Origin of the sequence: Novosphingobium taihuense (assembly GCF_007830315.1) — a bacterium.
Classification (GTDB): domain Bacteria; phylum Pseudomonadota; class Alphaproteobacteria; order Sphingomonadales; family Sphingomonadaceae; genus Novosphingobium; species Novosphingobium taihuense.
On record NZ_VLKJ01000010.1, the window covers coordinates 119,445 to 136,301 of the forward strand.

At 62.9% G+C, this 16,857-nt stretch carries 14 protein-coding genes and 1 tRNA gene; 9 read left to right on the top strand and 6 right to left on the bottom strand.

All coding sequences use genetic code 11. The features are described from left to right. Nucleotides 1-38 precede the first annotated feature (38 nt). Complete coding sequence (locus tag IQ25_RS17175; protein WP_144907493.1) at nt 39-1,742, bottom strand: class I adenylate-forming enzyme family protein; 1,704 nt, start codon at nt 1,740-1,742, stop codon at nt 39-41. A 154-nt stretch (nt 1,743-1,896) separates the two neighbouring features. On the opposite strand from IQ25_RS17175, the gene lgt reads away from it, so the two are divergent. The 7 genes from lgt to IQ25_RS17210 all read left to right on the top strand — a co-directional run bounded on the left by lgt (nt 1,897) and on the right by IQ25_RS17210 (nt 8,158). Continuing rightward, on the top strand, nt 1,897-2,796 hold the full coding sequence (gene lgt, locus IQ25_RS17180; RefSeq protein WP_144907494.1) for a prolipoprotein diacylglyceryl transferase: 900 nt from the start codon (nt 1,897-1,899) through the stop codon (nt 2,794-2,796). 56 nt (nt 2,797-2,852) lie between these two features. Continuing rightward, nucleotides 2,853-3,848: a class I SAM-dependent methyltransferase gene (locus IQ25_RS17185; RefSeq protein WP_181447269.1), complete on the top strand. Its 996-nt coding sequence runs from the start codon at nt 2,853-2,855 to the stop codon at nt 3,846-3,848. A gap of 289 nt (nt 3,849-4,137) precedes the next feature. Further along, nucleotides 4,138-4,701, top strand: coding sequence for a ubiquinol-cytochrome c reductase iron-sulfur subunit (gene petA, locus IQ25_RS17190; RefSeq protein WP_144907496.1), 564 nt, complete (start codon nt 4,138-4,140; stop codon nt 4,699-4,701). A gap of 11 nt (nt 4,702-4,712) precedes the next feature. After that, nucleotides 4,713-6,002 carry a cytochrome b gene (locus tag IQ25_RS17195; protein ID WP_144907497.1) on the top strand — a complete coding sequence of 430 codons (1,290 nt, stop codon included), beginning with the start codon at nt 4,713-4,715 and terminating at the stop codon, nt 6,000-6,002. A 31-nt stretch (nt 6,003-6,033) separates the two neighbouring features. Next, nucleotides 6,034-6,849 (top strand): cytochrome c1, encoded by an 816-nt coding sequence (locus tag IQ25_RS17200; RefSeq protein ID WP_144907498.1) that lies wholly within the window; start codon nt 6,034-6,036, stop codon nt 6,847-6,849. A gap of 93 nt (nt 6,850-6,942) precedes the next feature. Further along, on the top strand, nt 6,943-7,479 hold the full coding sequence (locus IQ25_RS17205; protein WP_144907499.1) for an adenine phosphoribosyltransferase: 537 nt from the start codon (nt 6,943-6,945) through the stop codon (nt 7,477-7,479). A 7-nt stretch (nt 7,480-7,486) separates the two neighbouring features. Then, the gene (locus IQ25_RS17210; protein ID WP_258537060.1) at nt 7,487-8,158 is read left to right on the top strand and encodes a phytanoyl-CoA dioxygenase family protein; all 672 of its coding nucleotides are present in this window, start codon (nt 7,487-7,489) and stop codon (nt 8,156-8,158) included. A gap of 57 nt (nt 8,159-8,215) precedes the next feature. Here IQ25_RS17210 and IQ25_RS17215 read toward each other — a convergent pair whose 3' ends face one another. The 3 genes from IQ25_RS17215 to IQ25_RS17225 all read right to left on the bottom strand — a co-directional run bounded on the left by IQ25_RS17215 (nt 8,216) and on the right by IQ25_RS17225 (nt 11,729). Further along, a complete protein-coding gene (locus IQ25_RS17215) occupies nt 8,216-10,336 on the bottom strand; it encodes an acetate--CoA ligase family protein (RefSeq protein ID WP_144907500.1) in 2,121 nt (706 codons plus the stop codon). A gap of 62 nt (nt 10,337-10,398) precedes the next feature. Next, nucleotides 10,399-11,343, bottom strand: a complete 945-nt coding sequence (locus tag IQ25_RS17220) for a fumarylacetoacetate hydrolase family protein (RefSeq protein ID WP_144907501.1) — start codon at nt 11,341-11,343, stop codon at nt 10,399-10,401. Between the two features lie 95 nt (nt 11,344-11,438). Next, complete coding sequence (locus IQ25_RS17225; protein ID WP_144907502.1) at nt 11,439-11,729, bottom strand: DUF2218 domain-containing protein; 291 nt, start codon at nt 11,727-11,729, stop codon at nt 11,439-11,441. 167 nt (nt 11,730-11,896) lie between these two features. On the opposite strand from IQ25_RS17225, the gene IQ25_RS17230 reads away from it, so the two are divergent. Then, a tRNA-Gly gene (locus IQ25_RS17230) sits at nt 11,897-11,970 on the top strand. Between the two features lie 261 nt (nt 11,971-12,231). Here IQ25_RS17230 and IQ25_RS17235 read toward each other — a convergent pair. Then, nucleotides 12,232-13,542: a sigma-54-dependent transcriptional regulator gene (locus tag IQ25_RS17235; RefSeq protein WP_338113538.1), complete on the bottom strand. Its 1,311-nt coding sequence runs from the start codon at nt 13,540-13,542 to the stop codon at nt 12,232-12,234. Next, nucleotides 13,539-15,224 (bottom strand): sensor histidine kinase, encoded by a 1,686-nt coding sequence (locus tag IQ25_RS17240; protein WP_246415463.1) that lies wholly within the window; start codon nt 15,222-15,224, stop codon nt 13,539-13,541. The genes IQ25_RS17235 and IQ25_RS17240 overlap by 4 nt, the downstream gene beginning before the upstream one ends. A gap of 251 nt (nt 15,225-15,475) precedes the next feature. On the opposite strand from IQ25_RS17240, the gene IQ25_RS17245 reads away from it, so the two are divergent. Beyond that, nucleotides 15,476-16,825 (top strand): dicarboxylate/amino acid:cation symporter, encoded by a 1,350-nt coding sequence (locus IQ25_RS17245; protein WP_144907504.1) that lies wholly within the window; start codon nt 15,476-15,478, stop codon nt 16,823-16,825. The last annotated feature ends 32 nt before the right edge of the window (nt 16,826-16,857 follow it).

The following is a 16,857-nucleotide window of genomic DNA, read 5'->3' on the forward strand; positions in this document are numbered from 1 at the left end:
TTATCGCCTCAGGTCCTAGCGTCCAGTAACAAAGGCTATCAGGAACTCAGCCAGAGCTTGGTGTAGCTTTCGCGCAAGCTGCGCTTGTCGACCTTTTCGGTGCCAAGCCGCGGCAGGGCTTCGTGGACTTCCCAGAAGCGCACCGGGATCTTGAACGGCGCGATGTGCTGTTTCAGGAACTCGCGCAGTTCCTCCTCGGTCGCCGAGCAGTCTTCCTTGGCCAGATAGACCGCGGCGGGCACTTCGCCGAGCTTCTCGTCGGGCAGGCCGAACACGCTCGCCTCGGCGATGCAGGGATGGGCGTAGATCGCGCTTTCCACCTCGATGCACGAGATGTTCTCGCCGCCACGGATGATGATGTCCTTCTTGCGGTCGACGATGAACAGGTAACCCTCGGGGTCGAGATAGCCGAGATCGCCGGTGCGGAAATAGCCATCGGGGGTGATCGCCTCGCGCGTGGCTTTCTCGTTGTCCCAGTAGCCGAGGAAATTGCAGATCGAGCGGATCGACACTTCGCCGATCTGACCCTGCGGCACAGGCTTGCCGTCATCATCGAGGATGGCCAAGTCGACCAGCGGACGCGATGCAGTGCCGGTGCTTCCGGGCTTGGCGAGGTAGTTCTCGTTCAGATTGCCACACCCGACGCCGTTGGTCTCGGTCAGGCCATAGCCCAGCAGCGGATAGGCATGAGGCAGCGCCTTGCGGATGCGGTCGACATGCTCGACCGGACGCGGCGCACCGCCTGCCGCGAACGAGACGCAGGTAGACAGGTCATACCTGTCGCGATCGGGATGGGTCGCGATCTCGAAGCTCATCAGTGGCACGCCGACAAAGTAGGTGACCTTCTCGCGCTCGATCAGCTTCATCGCCTCGACAGCGTCCCACTTCGGCATCAGCACCAGCTTGCGCCCCAATGCGAAGGACTGGAGGAACACCGGAACCTCGCCCGTCACATGGAACAGCGGAACGTTGACCAGCGTGACCGGCTGCGACCCTTCCGCCGGCCCCTCACCACGCGCAGTCAGGATCGAGAGCATGGCAACCGACTGGACGACGTAGTTCATCGTCCCCTGCACCACGCCGCGATGATCCGAATAGGCGCCCTTGGCCGAGCCGGTCGAACCGGAGGTGAACAGGACCGTGGCAAGATCATCGCCGGTAAGCTCTGGCAGGATCGTCTCCATCCCGCCGCCGTTGGCCAGGAGTGTGGCAAGGCCTTCCTCATAAGGACAATCGTGGCCCATCAGCAGAATCTGTGCGCCATGGGCATGGCCTTGGAGCCGTGCGGCACGGCCTGCATCGGCGATCACGAAGCGGCACTTCACCAGATCGATGCCGTGGGCCAGTTCCTCGCCCTGCCACCAGCCGTTGAGCAGCGTGGCGCACCCCCCGGCCATCAGCACGCCCATGTAAGCGATGACCCAGTTGGCCGAATTGCGCGCGGCAATGCCGACGCGTTCGCCCTTCTGCAGCTTCAGCCCTTCGACCAGGCCGCCTGCGACATGGCGCGCAGCCTTGTAGACATCGGCAAAGCTCAGCCGCGTCTCGCCATCGACGATGAAGGTCTTCTCGCCCTGCGTGGCGCAGAAATAGGCGAAGTAGGCGGGCAGATGCGGGGGTGCGGCGGCGATCATCGGCAATTGCTGCCCGAACCGCTCTATCGGAACCGTGTGGAACATCGCCCCATCGGCAGTAAGCGCGCCAAAGGCGCCGTCCATGGCAAGGTCCAGCTCGGTCTTCATGATACCCTTTCGTCTCCTCACCCTGACGCCGTCTTGTTTCGCGCCTTTTTCGGGTTTGCCTGCAACCTTTTCCCTGTGCCAATACGTTAGCCTATTGGGCGCGTTTGACAGCACGAAAACGGGTCCGTTCACGAAGTTCTAGGGAGTTCGTTCCTTGCTGTCACTAGTGTCAACAACAACCGCGCTTGCCGTAGCGTCGGCCTCCGCAGCAGCTGGGCATGCGCCGATTCGCTGGGAGGATCTGGGTATAGGGCCGATCGCACTCGACCTCGGCTTCTTCGCGCTCAAGTGGTATTCGCTGGCCTATCTCGCCGGCATCGTGCTGGGTTACTGGCATCTGTCGAAAATGATCAGGCAGCCCGGATCGCCCATGGCCCAGCGCCATGCGGATGACCTGTTCTTCTATGCCACGCTTGGCATCATCCTCGGTGGGCGCCTTGGCTACGCGATCTTCTATGCCCCCGAACTGCTGACGAACCCCGCCAACCTTCTGAAGCTGTGGGAAGGCGGGATGAGCTTCCACGGCGGATTGATCGGTACGGTGCTCGCCATCGCCTGGGTCTCGTGGCGTGGACAGTTGAGCTTTGTCCGGGTGTGTGACTACATTTCGGTCTGCGTACCCTTCGGCCTGCTGTTCGGACGGCTGGCCAACTTCGCCAACGGAGAACTCTGGGGGCGTGAGGCCGGGCCGGACGTGCCCTGGGCGATGGTCTTCCCTGGCGGCGGGCTGGTCGCGCGCCATCCGAGCCAGCTCTACGAAGCCGGGCTCGAAGGGCTCGTGCTCATGGTGGTTCTGCTTTTTCTGTTCTGGAAGACCAAGGCGCGCTGGCGCACAGGCCTGCTCGTCGGCACCTTCACGCTCGGCTATGCGCTCTCACGCTTCACCGTCGAGTTCTTCCGCGAGCCCGACGCGCAGCTGCAGGACTTCGCGCTGCAGACCGGCCTGTCGATGGGCCAGTGGCTGACCATTCCGATGATGGCGGTGGGGCTGTTCTTCCTGCTGCGCGGACTCCTGCGCAAGCCGCTGGCTGCAGGCGGAGCCGTTCCGGCGTGAACCTTTCGCTGCTCGAAACTTTTACCCGGCTGATCGCCAACACCGGGCCGATCAGCATGGCCCACTACATGGCCGAATCCAACGCGCGCTACTATTCCAGCCGCGATCCCTTCGGCACGGCGGGCGACTTCATAACCGCACCCGAGATCAGCCAGATGTTCGGCGAACTGATCGGGCTGTGGCTCGCCGACATGTGGATCCGCGCGGGGCGACCGGAGCCGATCCACTACGTCGAACTCGGCCCCGGCCGCGGCACGCTTGCCCGCGATGCGCTGGGTGCGGCGCGGCGCTATGGCCTGAGCCCGCGCGTCCACTTCGTCGAGACCAGCACCGCGCTGAAGGCTCTGCAGCTTGAACTGCACCGCGACGCGATCTGGCATGCCGACCTTTCGACGCTACCCACCGACGGCCCGCTGCTGATCGTTGCCAACGAATTTCTCGACGCCCTGCCGGTGCGCCAGCTCGTGCGCATGGCCGAAGGCTGGCGCGAGCGCATGGTCGGCCTTGCCGACGGCCGCCTGATTCCGGTGGCGGGGAGTGCGCCAATGGAAGCGGCCGTTCCTGCAGACCGCCGCAATGCACCCGAAGGCACCATCGTCGAGACCTCGCCCGCTTGCGCTGCGGTGATGTACGAAGTTGCCGGGCGATTGGCGGCGCAGGAGGGGGCGGCGCTGTTCATAGACTATGGACATGCCTTGCCCCGCTTCGGCTCGTCGCTGCAGGCAGTGCGCGAGCATCGCAAGGTCGATGTCTTTGCCGCGCCCGGTGAAGCGGACCTGACCGCGCACGTCGATTTCTCGGCGCTCGCGCCCATCGCGCTGTCGCGCGGGGTGCGCTGGCTCGGCACGGTCGAGCAGGGCCGCTGGTTGCGCGCGCTCGGCATCGAGGCCCGCGCCGATGCACTGGCCGCCTATGCGCCCGACCACGCCGAGGCCATCCACGCCGCGCGCGAGCGGCTGACCGGCGAGGGCCAGATGGGCGTGCTGTTCAAGGTCATGGGATTCGCCGGGCCGCGCTGGCCCGACGGTGCCGGATTCGCATCACCGGCCTGATCGTCGCAATGCAACAACACACGCCTGAAAACGCCCGAAACACTTGGGGTACCACCGGGCAAAACAAGGGCTGATTCACGCACCAAAATGCCTGTTGGCAAAGCCGTGGCTTTGCGTCTATCAGGCGCGCCAAGTGGGGGCCGGGGCCGTGCATTTGCGCGTGCCCGGTTCCCGTGCGGTTCCGGTGTCCATGTGGTTAGCCCCATGGGCAATTTCCAGAGCCGCTCCAAAGGGGCAAGTTGGACCGTGCGCGATCCGCGTGCGCGGCGGCAGCAGGCAGGGAATTTCAATGGCTGAACAGGCAAGCATCGACACTTCGGCACCGGCCGAAGAAGGCGTGCGCCGGCGCGATTTCATCAATATCGCGGCGGTGAGTTTTGCGGGGGTTGGCGGCGCTGCCGTGCTGGTCCCGCTGGTGAGTCAGATGGCACCGTCGGCAGACGTTCTGGCGCAGAGCTCCACCGAAATCGACATCTCGGCAATCCAGCCGGGTCAGGCGATCAAGGCGGTGTTCCGCAAGCAGCCGGTCTTCATCCGCAACCTGACGCCGGAAGAAATCTCCGCTGCCGAAAAGGTTGACGTTGCCTCGCTGCGCGATCCGCAGTCGCTGGAAGAGCGCACCAAGGAAGGCAAGACCAACTGGCTCATCACGATGGGTGTCTGCACCCACCTCGGCTGCGTGCCTCTTGGCGCCGGCGAAGGCGAAGTGAAGGGCGAATTTGGCGGCTACTTCTGCCCGTGCCACGGTTCGTCCTATGACACCGCGGCGCGCATCCGCAAGGGCCCGGCACCGAAGAACCTCGAGGTGCCCGAGTACGCATTCACTTCCGACACTGTCGTGAAGATCGGCTGAGGACAGGAAACATGAGCTTTCCCTGGGCAAACGAATACAAGCCGGCCAACGGCCTGACGCAGTGGCTTGACGAAAAGCTGCCGCTGCCCCGCTTCGTCTACAACGCAGTCGGCGCCGGCTACCCGGTTCCGCGCAACCTGAACTACATGTGGAACTTCGGCGTTCTCGCCGGCTTCTGCCTCGTGCTTCAGATCGTGACCGGCGTCATCCTCGCGATGCACTACGCCGCCAACGCAGGCGTTGCCTTTGACAGCGTCGAGCACATCATGCGCGACGTGAACTGGGGCTGGATGCTGCGCTATGCGCACGCCAACGGCGCCTCGGCGTTCTTCGTCGTCGTCTATCTCCACATCTTCCGCGGCTTCTTCTACTCATCGTACAAGGCCCCGCGCGAGATGATCTGGCTGCTCGGCGTGGTCATCTTCCTGCTGATGATGGCAACTGCGTTCATGGGCTATGTGCTGCCCTGGGGCCAGATGTCGTTCTGGGGTGCCAAGGTCATCACCGGCCTGTTCGGCGCGATCCCGGTCGTCGGCGAACCGCTGCAGGTATGGCTGCTGGGCGGCTATGCGCCTGACAACGCCGCGCTGAACCGCTTCTTCTCGCTCCACTTCCTGCTGCCCTTCGTGATTGCCGGTGTCATCATCCTGCACATCTGGGCGCTGCACATCCCCGGCTCGTCGAACCCGACCGGCGTGGAAGTGAAGACGGAAAGCGACACCGTTCCGTTCCACCCGTACTACACGGCGAAGGACGGTTTCGGACTCGGCATCTTCCTGCTGATCTATTGCGCAGTGCTGTTCTTTGCGCCGAACATGCTGGGTCACCCGGACAACTACATCCCGGCGAACCCGCTTTCGACGCCTGCACACATCGTTCCGGAATGGTACTTCTGGCCGTTCTACGCGATCCTGCGCGCCTTCACGTCGGACTTCTTCTTCATCCCGGCAAAGCTGATGGGCGTCCTTGCGATGTTCTCGGCGATCCTGGTGTGGTTCTTCCTGCCCTGGCTGGATACCTCGCCGGTGCGTTCGGGCCACTACCGTCCGCTGTTCCGCAAGTTCTTCTGGCTCCTGCTGATCGACGTGGCCGTGCTCGGCTACTGCGGCGGCGCGCCTGCTGCGGAACCCTTCGTGATGATCTCGCAGATCGCCTCGATGTACTACTTCCTGCACTTCCTCGTCATCCTCCCGCTCGTTTCGTCGATCGAGAAGCCGGAACCGCTTCCGTTCTCGATCACCGAAGCCGTGCTCGGCAAGGATGAGAGCGCCGTGCTCAACGCCAACCCCGCTGCTGCCTGAGCCAGCCGAAGCGTTAGAGAAAGAGAACCCTATGGTCCGTCTTTTTGGCCCCCTGGTCGGCCTCTTCTTCGCGGTCGCGCTGCTCTGGTCGTTCGGCAACGGCGCCTACACCGCGATCAAGGAACCCGCTGCCGCAACGGCAGAGCACGAGTTCCATCTCCACCCCAAGGAAGTGAAGTTCGCTTCCGACGGTGCTTTCGGCAAGTTTGACAAGCAGCAGCTCCAGCGCGGCTTCCAGGTTTACAAGGAAGTCTGCTCGACCTGCCACTCGCTCAAGCATGTCGCGTTCCGTGACCTCGCTGCCCTCGGCTACTCGGAAGCTGAAGTGAAGGCGATCGCCAAGGAATGGGGCGCCAAGCAGCCGACCTTCGATCCGAAGAGCGGTGAGCGCGGCGAGCGTGACAACATCCCGTCGGACTACTTCCCTGTCGTGTACTACGCAGGTCAGGGCGTGCCGCCAGATCTTTCGCTGATCACCAAGGCCCGTCACGACGGTGGCGCCTACGTGCACTCGCTGCTGACCGGATATCAGGAACAGCCCGCCGAACTTCTCAAGAAGTTCCCGGATGCCAAGACGCCTGACGGCCTGTACTACAACCCGTACTTCGCGAACCTCAATCTCGCGATGCCGGCTCCGCTCTCGGGCGACGGACAGGTCACCTACGCGGACGGCACCAAGGCGACTGTCGACCAGATGGCGACTGACGTCTCGGCCTTCCTGATCTGGACGGCCGAACCCAAGATGGACAAGCGCAAGCAGACCGGTTGGGCAGTGCTCGGCTTCCTGCTGTTCGCCACGGTCCTCGCTTACCTCGCCAAGAAGAACGTCTGGGCTGACAAGCACTGAGTTTCAGGCACCGAGTTCTTCGCCAAGGCGGAACTAACAAAGGCCACCGGAAACGGTGGCCTTTTTCGTATCCGGCGATAGCATCGCGCAGCGATGACACCCGAAGAAATCAAAGCCCTCGTCCGCACCGTCCCGGACTTCCCTGCCCCCGGCATCCTGTTCCGCGACGTCACCACATTGATCTCGCACGGCAAAGGACTGAGTGCCTGCGTCGATCACCTTGCCGACAGGGCCCGTGCCGCAGGGGCCGAAGCGATTGCAGGGATGGAAGCACGCGGCTTCATTTTCGGTGCTGCCGTGGCGGCACGGATGGGCGTCGGCTTCATCCCGGTGCGCAAACCGGGCAAGCTCCCGGTCAACACCATCGGCATCGACTACGCGCTCGAATACGGCCGCGACCGGCTGGAGATCGACCCCACCGCGATCCCGCAAGGACAGCGCGTGGTCATCATCGACGACCTGATCGCCACCGGCGGCACCGCGCTCGCCGCCGCAGAACTTTTGCGGATGGCAAGCGCCAGCGTCACCCACGCCCTCTTCGTGATAGACCTCCCCGGCCTCCACGGCGCAGCCCGCCTGCGCGATGCAGGACTCACTGTCGAAGCCCTGATGGATTTTCCGGGGCATTGATTCGGTGGTGTTCGATCTTGACCATTTTTCATTGACGGGAGCAGTTCGGCTGCCGGGTCATGCCTGCGCCGTAATGACCAGCATTGAAGAGGCATTGAAACGCATACCGAACGACCATCCCGGTATTCGCCTGCGTGAAATTGCAGCGCTCCCTGAGCTGATCGGAGCGCAGAGCCAGATCGGGCAAACGGCACAGCGAGCCATCGGCCCCCAAGCCATGCCAGTCCGCGCGATTCTCTTCGACAAGTCATCGAATACAAACTGGTCCCTCGGTTGGCATCAGGACCGCACGATCTGCGTTGATCAAAGGATCGAGACGCCAGGATACGGGCCGTGGACGATCAAGCAGGGCATCCAGCACGTCTCCCCGCCCATCAAGCTGCTTGAAAGCATGGTGACGATGCGTATCCATCTGGACGATGTTCCCGCAAGCAATGCGCCACTCCTCATTGCGCCCGGCTCACACCGCATGGGTCGGATAGCTGAGTGCGACGTCGCCGAGACAGTAAAGCGATGTGGCACAGTCGCCTGCATCGCCGACGCAGGTGATGTCTGGCTGTACTCGACACCAATTCTGCATGCTTCCGAAGCCGCTGCCGTCCCGAGCCGCCGTCGGGTCCTGCAAATCGATTATGCTGCCGCCAAATTGCCGAACGGTCTCAACTGGGCAGGTGTCTGAAACGGAAAAAGGCGGCCCAACCGGACCGCCCTTCCCGACTTCAGCCTGCAAACTGCCTCACTCAACCAGCATCAGCGCATCGAGCGCAACCACGCCCTCGCCCTTGGGGTGCAGGATCACCGGATTGAGATCGATCTCGCGGATCGACGGCTCCGCGCGCAGCACCTGCCCGACCTTGACGATCAGCGCAGCGAGCGCTGGCACGTCGAGCGCTGGTGATCCGCGATAGCCGCTCAGCAGCGCCGCGCTCTTGAGCTTCATCAGTTCGGCCTCGACCGCCTCTTGCGTGAGATCGGCGGTCAGCAAGCGCACGTCCTGCAGGATTTCCGCCGTCACGCCGCCGAAGCCCGCCAGCACCACCGGTCCCCATTCGGGATCGTTCTTCGCGCCGACGATCATTTCCATGCCGCGCTTGCCCATGCCTTCGATCAGCACGCCATCGAGGCGGATCGACGCCGAATAAGCCGCAACATTGGCGTGGATGCGGTCCCAGGCCTCGCGCACCGCGGCATCGTCGGCAAGGTTGAGGATCACGCCGCCTGCATCGCTCTTGTGACCGAGCGCCGCGGCCTGTGCCTTCATCGCCACCGGATAGCCCACTGCCTGCGCCGCCGCGACCGCAGCATCGGCGCTCGCAGCGAAACCGCCTTTGGGGAACGACACGCCGATGGGGCCGAGCAGTTCCTTCGACTTGTATTCCGGGATCACGCCATGGACATCGGCGAGGCCCGCGAGCGGGGTTGCGGGCAGATCATTGACCGAAAGATCCTGCGCCGCCCAGTGCGTCAGGCGCGTCACCGCTCGCAGCGCCCGCTCGGTCGTCGGGAACCAGGGGATGCCTGCCGCACGCAATGCAGTTATGCGCTCGGCCGGAACTTCGGCCCCTTCATCGAGCCCAGCGAAGATCACCGGCTTGGTCAGTTTCTTGCCCTCGACGGCGGCAAGAATCGCGGGGAACTTGATCGCGCAGGTGATCGGCTCGGCCTGAATGATCCCCGCGAACACGGTGCCCACGCGATCATCGTCCAGCAACGCCTCGATGCAGCGCGTGTAGATAGCAGGTTCCGACAAACCTTGCGCGGTGATGTCCAGCGGGTTCGATACCGGCACGAAGGGCGGCAGCGCCGCGCGCAGCAGCGGCGAATCCTCGTCGTGCAGATCGGCCAGCGGCAGATCGAGCTCTTCCGCCAGATCGAGCGTCAGCGCCTTGAACGCGCCCGATTCGCCCAGCACCGCCGTCTTGCCCGAAGGCAGGACCGGACAGCGTGCGGCAATCTCGGCGATGTCGCCCAGCTCTTCCAGCGTCTCGGCAAAGATTACGCCGGCACGCGCCACCATTGCGCGCATCAGCTTATAATCGCCCGCCATCGCGCCGGTATGGGTCGCCGCAGACTCACGCGCCGCGCTCGACTTGCCGGGGTGGAGCAGCACCACCGGCTTGCCCGCCGCCTTGGCCCGCCGCGCCGCCGCCAGAAATGCTTGCGGCTTGCGGAACTGCTCGACAATCATCGCGATAGCATGGGTGTCGTTCTGGTCGACCAGCCAATCGACATAGTCCTCGACACCGCTTGCCGCCTCGTTGCCGGTCGAGACCGAGTAGGACACGCCGCAATCACGCGCGAGCAGCATGGTGCCCAGCACCGCAGCCATCGCGCCCGACTGCGAAACGATGCCGATGGCGCGCTTGCCTGCAGGCGGCACGGCATTGGTTTCTACGAAGGTCAGCGGAATGCGGTCTACGTAGTTGACGAGGCCGAGGCAGTTGGGCCCTTCGACGACCATGCCCGCCTCGCCCGCGATCCGGGCGATCTCGCGCTGTTCGGCAAGGCCTTCCTCGCCGCCTTCGGCAAAACCGGCCGAGAAGATCACCACGCCGCCGCACTTGCGCGCTGCCAGTGACTTGACCGCGCCCAGCACGCCCACGCGCGGGATTGCCAGCACCGCCACGTCTACGCCCTCGGGCAAGGCTTCGACCGAGGGGTAGCAGCGCTTGCCCATGATCTCTTCGCGCTTGGGATTCACGGGGTAGATTGCGCCGGCATAACCATTGCGATCGAGATTGGTCAGGATCGTCGCGCCCAGCGCGCCCGGCTTGTCCGAGGCCCCGATGATCGCAACGGACTTCGGGCGCAGGAAACGGTCAAGCGCAGCGTGGGACAGACTCGATTCAACGGCCATGGCATCCTCCGATTTCGCTATGCGCTATAACAATTATCGGAGCGAGGGCAAGAGTGGCGCTGTCAGGCTTTCACGACCCTTTGGTGCAGGACGCCGAACGGCGCTCGTCCTGCGGCATCGACGGCTTCCATGCGCACCGTATCGCCAAAGGCCATGAAGGCAGTCTTCGGCTCACCCTCATCCAACACCTCGATCCCGCGCCGCTCGGCAATGCAGGAGGAGCCGATCTCGCGGAAGTTTGCGTTAGAGACGGTGCCCGAACCGATCACCGTTCCCGCCACCAGATCACGCGTGCGCGCGGCATGGGCGACGAGTTCGTGGAAGCCGTAGCCCATCGCATGGCCATTCGCCGCGCCAAAGCGCTTGCCGTTCCAGTCGACCAGCAGGTCAAGACAGACGCGCCCGTCCTTCCACGCATCACCAAGCTCGTCGGGCGTCACTGCATAAGGCGCCATCGCACAGGCAGGCTTTGCCCCGACCCAGCCAAATCCGGTTTTCATTTCGGGTCCGGCGAGCGTGCGGAGTGACCAGTCGTTGATCTGCACGACAAGTCGGATGTGCCGCAGCGCCTCGGCCGCAGTGGTGCCCATCGGCACGGCGTCGACGATCACGCCGAACTCACCCTCGAAATCGATGCCGAGGTCCTCGGACGGAAACCGCGCATCGGTGCCGCTGGCCATGAAGGTGTCGGACATGCCCTGGTACATCAGCGGCACGTCGGTCTTGGGCTTGGTGATGCCGATAATCGCGTCCATCAGGTCGCCATGGCTCTGGAAGGCAGAGCCATCGAGCCACTGCCACGCGCGCGGCAGAGGGGCGAGCAGCGTCGCGCTAGCCAGCGCCTCAGGAAACTCCGCAATCGCTGCCAGCTGCGGCGTCAGTGCATCCCACTGCTCCATCAGCTCCTGAAGCGTGGCCACGGGAGCGGGCGCGTAATGATCACCCGCAGGCGATACCAGCACCAGCCGCCCGTCACGGGTTCCGTCATTCAATGTTGCGAGGCGCATGTCGTTCTCCCTTTGCGGCCGTGACCTAGCCTCGGCTCATGTCACGCGCAAAGGAATGGTTTTTATCGCCTGGCATACACACAATGAATGATGCTTCAGGCGAGCGGCTGCCAGTCGAACTGCAGTTCGCCCTCGCGATGGGCGAAGCGATTGAGATGGTCGGCCACCACCTGTTGCATCCGGGGCAGGTCGCCCTCGCCCTCGATCCGGCAGGTAACCTCCAGCACGGTGTCGGACGCGGCCAGTTCAACCGGCCCGGAGGGGAGCGCCACCTTCCCGGCGGTGGGATCGAACGAGACTTCGAACTTGTGCCCCCAGTGCTTGCACAGCTGCTGGAGATAACGGCTGGCACTGGCGGTAGGAACGACGGCACGGCTGGCAGGCATGGAAACTCGCTTTCAAGATCAACTTCGTTACGTCTAAGATATATCTTTCATTACGCCAGTCAAGCCTTTGGATGAAACTTCGCGACGATCCCCGGTTGACGAACCGGCGCCTGCCGTGGCAAGCGGCCGCCATCGCAGCCACGCAATTCAAAGCGCGCTGACCCTGAGCGGGTATAGCATAGTGGTAATGCACTAGCCTTCCAAGCTAGCTAGGCGGGTTCGATTCCCGCTACCCGCTCCAACTTCCCGTCCACTGACAGCCCCCACATCGCTGAAACTCACAGAAAACAGGTGTGTTTTCAGCGTAATCTCCTCGCTGGGAACCCCTCACGCCGGGCGTTGGTCAAGCTCTTCGGGGCCTAGCCAGCGACATAGCCTCGGACGTCATTAGGGCCTTAATGCATTCGAACGGGATTGAATCGAGGATGTCCCGATACCGACATCCGCAGTGGCGAGCTGCACGAAAATCCTCACAAGATCAGCAAGAAGCGCAAACCCCGCCTTACTTTTCTCTTTTGAGCTGTGCGAGGTCGACGCCGAGCTTCTTGATGCGGTAGTAGAATGTCTTGCGTGGCACGCCGAGCATGGAGATTGCCTGGCCGATCTCACCATTGGCATCGCGCACGGCCTTGATGATGGCATCGCGTTCAAATGCATCTACGCGTTCCGGGAGCGATTTTCCGTTGCTGATGGACGACTGTTCCGCCCTTTGATCCAGCAGACCGAGGACGAAGCGCTCGGCATAGTGTGCGAGTTCACGCACGTTTCCCGGCCAGGGATGAACAGAGAGAAATTCGCTGACAACGGGCGTGAGGTCTGGAATCTGCTTGCGCAATCGGGCGCTGACCTGTGCGACGTGGTGGGCGAAGAGAGTGCGAACATCATCGCGTCGATCCCGCAGAGGCGGCATCTGCAGCCTGACCGCGGCCACACGATAGAAAAGCGCGGGCGCGATCCTCTCTTCCGCGCGGTCCGCAGTTGTCCCGGCCGTGGCAACGATGCGGATGTCGAGAGGGATAGGATCGCGGCTGCCGCGAGCCCGCAGAACCCTTTCCTCGGCCAGTTGAACCAGCCTTGCCTGCAAGCTTGACGAGGCCAGATCGAGGTTGTCCAGCACGACCGTGCCGCGGTTGGCCGAGGCAAGGCTCGATGCCCCGACGGGCGCGAAGAGTTCGTCTTCGAGGTCTGCAGGCAGACTGGCGCAGTTCAGGGTCAGGAGCCGATGGCGCGACCGCTTGCCCGCACGGTGAAGCAGCCGGGCATAGAGCTCCTTGCCTGTTCCGGTCTCGCCTTCGATCAGGATGTCGAGATCGCTGTCCGCCAGTGCCGGGATCATGCTGCGCAGACGCGTGATGGCAGGCGAACTGCCTACCAGAAGCGAGGAGTACTCCGTCACCGCCTCGGCCTTTAGCCTGCGATTCTCCAGCGCCAGAGTTCTTGCACGCAAGGCGCGCTCCACGGCGGCGAGCAGTTCATCGGGCGAGAAGGGCTTTGTCAGGAAATCCCAAGCGCCGGATTTCAAGGTCTCGACTGCCATGGCGATATCGCCGTGGCCGGTGACAAGAATGACCGGAAGTTCAGGGTCGCGTTGCTGCAAGGTGCGGAACAGTTCGATCCCCGACATGCCGGGCATGCGTATGTCCGTGACGACGACGCCCTCCCAGCCGGCGTCCACCACGCCCAGCGCCGCATCTGCGCGTTCAAACGCCACGACATCGAAGTCTGCAAGGGACAGGAGCTGGGCCGTAGCCAATCGCAGGTCGTCGTCATCCTCGACAAGCGCCACCTTGCCGCGTGCACTCGCCATCGTCATGGGACTCGCACCATGCGCACCTCGAAGCATGCGCCGCCATCGCTTTCCACAAGCGACAGCGTGCCGCCCAGTTCCTCGATGATGTCCTTGGCGATCACCAGACCCAGGCCCAGCCCAGTGGTCCTGCTTGTCGAGAATGGCGTGAACAGGGTGTCGGCGATGGTTGCGTCGATGCCCGGACCATTGTCGCTCACGCGCAGACGCACGCAGTCGCCGTCAGCCAGGACTTCCAGCGTGATCCGCGGCTCCGCAACGGCGTCAAGAGCTTCTGCCGCGTTCTGCAGCAGGTTCACGAGTACCTGTTCAAGCCGGACCCGCTCGCCTTTTACACATACCTTCCGACGTCGTCCGCGAATCTGGACATCGATCGGAGCCAGTTGCTCTTTCAGGATCAGGCGCGCACCTTCGATCACTTCGTCGAGAGGCACTTCGCCGACGATCCCGGCGCCTTTCCGGGCAAAACCCCGCAGATGCGACGTTACCGAGCCGATCCGTTCAGCCAGCCTGCTGATCGCGGCGAGATTTTGCCGGACCCCGTCACCATCGCCGCGTTCGAGCATGATCGCGCTGTTTGCAGCATAGTTGCGGATCGCAGCTACAGGCTGGGCGGTTTCGTGTGCCACGCTGGCGGTGATCTGGCCGAGGGTTGCGAGGCGATTGGCTTGTCGCAACCCTTCGCGCAGTTGTGCCGCGCGTTGCTCGGCCGCCGTGCGTTCGGCCATCTCGTCGCGCAAGGCAGCGGTGCGTTCGGCAACGGCCGCTTCCAGCTGCTGCGTGCGGACGCGCCTTTGCCGGTTGCGTTCCACCAGCAATGCCACGGCACCAAACACGATCAGGGCAGCAAGCCCGGAGATGAACTGTGCGCTGCGCACTGCGCTGTCGACCGTGGGTTTGAGGGGGAGGGCAAGATTGACTCGCCAGCCACTTGCATCGGGCTTCGTGGTCGCCAGCAAATATGCCCGACCGTTCTCCAGCAGAATGCGGTTCATTCCAGATGTGACGAACGGCGGTCCGCCGATGGTCCTCACGCCGCTGGTCTGCTCTTCCTCGAGCCGCACCGACTTCGAGAGACTGCGGGTTGCTGCAAACCGCCATTCCGGACGGCTGGACACCAGGATGACGCCGTTCCGGTCAGTCACGAAGGTCACGCCTTCGGCGCGTGACCACTGCGTCTCGATGGTATCGAATTCCAGCTTCACGACGACGACGCCGTTGTTCACCGAGCGGTTCGCAAGATAGAGGCCGGGCTTGCGGCTGGTATTGCCCAAGGCAAACTGCTCGCCCGTGCCGCTCTTGAGCGCATCGCGGAAATAGGGCCTGAAGAGATAGGATTTGCCCACGAAGCTTTCGGGATGTCTCCAGTTGCTTGCGCCAAGTGTGATCGCGTCCGCGCCAATCACATAGATCACCGGTGCAGCGATTTCGTGTGCCAGTTGCTCAAGCTTGAGGTTCAGAGCCTGCCTGACCGACGGCGTCGGACTGTCGATCGCCGCGACGACGCCACGATCGTCCGAAAGCACGCGTGGCAACAGGCGGAACCTAGCAATCTCGCTCGACAGCAATGCCTGCCGCAGGCTGGCGTCGGACATTGCGCGCTGTTCGAACCGCGCAAGCGCAATCCGCTCGCTTATTGCGCCGCCAAGAAGGCCCACGCCCAGCGCGCCGAAGACAACCAACGCCAAGCTGATCTTTCCCGAGTGCCTTTCCATGACTCGATCCTACGCAATGTGCCGAAAATTGCACCTTCATTTCTAACTTGTGCAATAAATGACACACTGAGATGTCGGGCAGCCCGGATAAACGATTGAATCTAAATTATAAAAATTTCCCGCAATAAAGCTTTTAGCCGCGCAAGCTTTGCCACCAGTATCCGGGACGAAACAAGGATCTGCGCGGCGATGCAGATTCCCAGAGAGGAAAGCCCGGCACTTCCATGCAGCATGCAATCGACACGTCGCAAGGCACTGCTCCCCCGCCACGGTGGTTCGCGCGCCTTTACGTGCAGGTGCTGCTGGCCATTGCCGCTGGCATTACCGTCGGGTTCGTCTGGCCGGAAACCGGAGCCGCACTTCAGCCTCTGGGCGATGGCTTCGTCAAACTGGTCAAGATGATCATTGCTCCCGTGATCTTCCTGACCATCGTCACCGGGATCGGCGGCATGCGCCATGCGGGTGACATCGGACGGGTTGCCGGGAAGGCCTTTGCATACTTTCTGGCCGTGTCATCGCTGGCCCTGATCGTTGGCCTCATCGTGGCAAATGTCGTGCAGCCCGGTGCAGGCATGAATATCGATGTTGCCTCACTCGATGCCTCTGCGGTCCACGGCTATGCAGACAAGGCGCACGACGCCACAATTCCGGCCTTTCTTCTCTCCGTGATACCCACAACGTTCGTTTCTGCACTGACCGAGGGTTCGATCCTTCAGGTCCTGCTCGTGGCGATCCTGTTCGGCATAGCCCTCAGCCTCAGCGGCGAGAGCGGGACGGCGATCCATCGCATTGCCGAGCAGTTGAGCGAAGTCGTCTTCCAGCTGGTTGCAATCCTGATGCGTGCTGCCCCGGTCGGAGCCTTCGGCGCCATGGCCTTTACCGTGGGAAAGTACGGTGTTGGAGCGCTGCTTGGCCTCGGCAAGCTGGTCGGGACTTTCTATCTTACGTCCGCGCTGTTCGTCGTCATCGTACTTGGCCTGATCGCGCGGTTCAGTGGCTTCTCGATCTTCAGGCTCCTGCGATACCTGCGCGCGGAACTCCTGCTTGTGCTCGGCACCTCCTCTTCCGAGGCGGCACTTCCGAACCTGATGCAGAAGCTGGAGCAGGCTGGCTGCGCAAAGTCGGTCGTCGGAATCGTCGTGCCTACCGGCTATTCGTTCAATCTCGATGGCACCAATATCTACATGACCCTGGCTGCGCTGTTCATTGCGCAGGCAACCGGCGTCGATCTTTCGCTGGGCGATCAGATCGCGTTGCTGCTGGTGGCGATGATCAGTTCGAAGGGCGCTGCCGGTGTGACTGGCGCCGGGTTCATCACCCTTGCCGCTACGCTTTCGATAATCCCGACCGTTCCGGTTGCCGGCATGGCCCTGATCCTCGGCGTCGACCGCTTCATGAGCGAATGCCGCGCACTGACCAACTGCATCGGCAACGCTATCGCAGCAATCGTCGTGGCCAAGTGGGAAGGCGCGCTTGACCACCACCAGTTGCGCGCGGCGCTGAGCGGCAACGCGGATCAAGCTGGGCAACACGGCGGGCCCGTCTTCTCACCAGAAGAAGCGCCAGCAGACTGAAAATAGACACCAATCCAAAAAATGGGAGGGCT